3 protein-coding genes are annotated in these 2,790 nt (G+C 54.5%); all 3 read right to left on the bottom strand.

Going from position 1 to position 2,790, the window contains the following annotated elements; genetic code table 11:
- Positions 1 to 565, bottom strand: a 565-nt coding sequence (gene rsxB / locus BOW51_RS09345) for an electron transport complex subunit RsxB (protein ID WP_078477488.1), incomplete at its 3' end; no start/stop codon positions are given.
- A 10-nt stretch (positions 566 to 575) separates the two neighbouring features.
- Positions 576 to 1,157, bottom strand: coding sequence for an electron transport complex subunit RsxA (rsxA, locus tag BOW51_RS09340; protein WP_174564749.1), 582 nt, complete (start codon positions 1,155 to 1,157; stop codon positions 576 to 578).
- Positions 1,158 to 1,182: 25 nt separating this feature from the next.
- On the bottom strand, positions 1,183 to 2,790 hold a 1,608-nt coding region (gene metG / locus BOW51_RS09335), incomplete at its 5' end, for a methionine--tRNA ligase (RefSeq protein ID WP_078477486.1).

Here is a 2,790-nt window from a genome sequence, read left to right as displayed (position 1 = left end):
CCTCCATGGGTGTCTCTTCCGGGGCGAGTTGAGGCTGGTCACCAGGGTAGGGCCACGACCAGCTGCGGATGTCAGCCTCGATCGGCTCCATCACAATGCACTCAACCGGGCAGGGTGGAAGGCAGAGTTCACAGCCTGTGCATTCACTCTCGATTACGCTGTGCATCTGTTTGGCAGCACCAAGAATGGCATCGACAGGACATGCCTGGATACACAGTGTGCAGCCGATGCAATCCTTTTCGATGATGACGGCAACCGATGGAGGACGTATCTCGATATTCTCATCCATGGCAATGGGGTCACGCCCAAGCAGGTCTGCCAGAGCAATGATGGTCTCATGCCCACCGGGTGCGCACTTGTTGATTTCGTCTTCGCCCTTGGCAATTGCATCTGCATAGGGGCGGCAGCCGGGATGGCCGCACTGGCCGCACTGGGTCTGCGGCAGCATCTGGTCGATCTGATCGGCAATCGGGTCTCCCTCTATATGGAAGCGTACCGCTGCATAACCCAGCAACAGGCCGAACAGGCTTGCGAGGATAGTCATTGTGAGGATTGCGCTCAGCATGATCTGTTCCTCAGCCCGTGACCAGTCCGGAGAAGCCCATGAAGGCCATCGACATGAGTCCTGCCGTGATCAGTGCAATAGCGTTGCCCTGGAAGATGGCTGGTACATCGGCGACAGAGACGCGTTCACGGATCGCGGCAAACAATACCAGTACCATTGAAAAGCCGAGTGCTGCGCCAAAGCCGTAGATGGCTGATTCAATAAAATTATGCTGCTCCTGGATATTGAGCAGTGCAACACCGAGAACGGCGCAGTTGGTTGTAATCAGTGGCAGGAGGATGCCGAGTACGCGGTAGAGCAGCGGACTGGTCTTGTGCATGACGGTTTCGGTGAACTGTACGACGAAGGCGATCACCAGGATAAAGGCGATGGTGCGCAGGTATTCGATACCGAGTGGTGTCAAAAGGTATTCGTTGACGAGGTATGAGCAGATCGAGGAGAGCGTCAGTACGAAGGTTGTCGCGAGCCCCATGCCAGTCGCAGTTTCCAGCTTGCGTGACACACCCATGAAGGGACACAGGCCAAGAAATTTCGACAGGACGAAATTGTTGACTAGTATGGTGCTGATAAGAATCAGTGCGAATTCAGATATCATTAATTGTCCTGATTATTCGTTTTTATTTTACACGCATGCCCGGTTTGGCACCCTCGTCAGGATTGAGGATATATAGCTCGCTGCCGCCGGGGCCTGCTGCCAGCACCATGCCCTCTGAAAGGCCAAAACGCATCTTGCGTGGCGTAAGGTTTGCAACCATGACGGTCAGTTTGCCCTCGAGATCGGAAGGGTCGTAAGCAGACTTGATGCCGGCAAACACGTTGCGGGTTTCACCACCGAGGTCGAGCGTCAGCTGCAGCAGTTTGTCTGCTCCCTCGACGTGTTCTGCTTTCGCAATGCGTGCAATACGCAGATCAAGCTTTGCGAAATCGTCGAATTCGATGGTTGGCGCTATCGCTTCCAAATCACTTGCCGGTTTCTCCTGCTTCACCTGTTTTGCAGATGGAGCGAGATCCTCTTTCGAGCCTTCGACCATCGCTTCGATCTGCTTGCTTTCGACGCGGGTCATCAGTGCCTTGAATTTACTGATGCCGTGGTCGAGCAGCGGGCTTGCAGCATCGCCCCATGTGAGTGCTTCCACCTTGAGGAAATCTTCTGCTGCCTCGACTGTTTTCGGCAGGATGGGCTTGAGGTAGATGGCGAGCAGGCGGAACATGTTGATGCCCATTGAGCAGACCTGGTGCAGTTCCTCATCCTTGCCCTCTTCCTTGGCGATTACCCACGGCTTCTGCTCATCGACGTACTGGTTCGCCTTGTCGGCCAGTGCCATGATTTCACGCACCGCACGAGAGTATTCGCGTCCCTCGTAGGCTGCGGCGATTGAGTCGCCCGCGCTGGCAAAGCTGTCAAACAGCGCTATGTCATCCAATTCTGCAGCCAGTTTGCCATCAAAGCGCTTGTTGATAAAACCTGCAAATCGACTGGCTATGTTGACGAACTTGCCAACCAGGTCAGAGTTGACACGCTGTGCGAAGTCCTCAAGGTTGAGGTCGATGTCATCGACACCGGCACCCAGCTTGGCGGCAAAGTAGTAGCGCAGGTACTCGGGATTCAGGTGCTCAAGATAAGTACTCGCCTTGATGAAGGTGCCGCGTGACTTGGACATCTTCTGGCCGTCGACAGTGAGAAAGCCGTGTGCAAACACAGCGGTCGGTTTGCGGAAACCGGCGCCTTCGAGCATGGCCGGGAAAAACAGGCAGTGGAAGTAGACGATGTCTTTGCCGATAAAGTGATACACTTCGGCATCCGAGTCCGTCTTCCAGAAACTGTCAAAATCTAGTCCGTCAGTCTTGTCGCACAAGTTTTTGAAACTTGCCAGGTAACCGATCGGTGCATCCAGCCACACGTAGAAATATTTCCCCGGGTGATCCGGAATTTCAAATCCGAAATAGGGGGCATCACGCGAGATATCCCACTCCTGCAGGCCGGATTCGAACCACTCGTCGAGCTTGTTGGCCATCTCCTTCTGCAGGTGACCGGCACGTGTCCACTTCTTCAGCATTTCCTTGAAATTGGCGAGTTTGAAGAAGTAGTGATCAGACTCCTTGTCGATCGGCTTGGCGCCTGATACTGCAGAATGCGGATTTTTCAGTTCACTGGGGGAGTAGCTGGCACCACACACTTCACAGTTGTCGCCGTACTGATCCTCGGCGCCGCACTTGGGGCAGGT

This window comes from Solemya elarraichensis gill symbiont (genome assembly GCF_002021095.1).
Taxonomy (GTDB): Bacteria; Pseudomonadota; Gammaproteobacteria; order Chromatiales; family Chromatiaceae.
The sequence above is the reverse complement of the archived record's forward strand: the minus strand, read 5'-3'. Positions and strand labels throughout refer to the sequence as shown.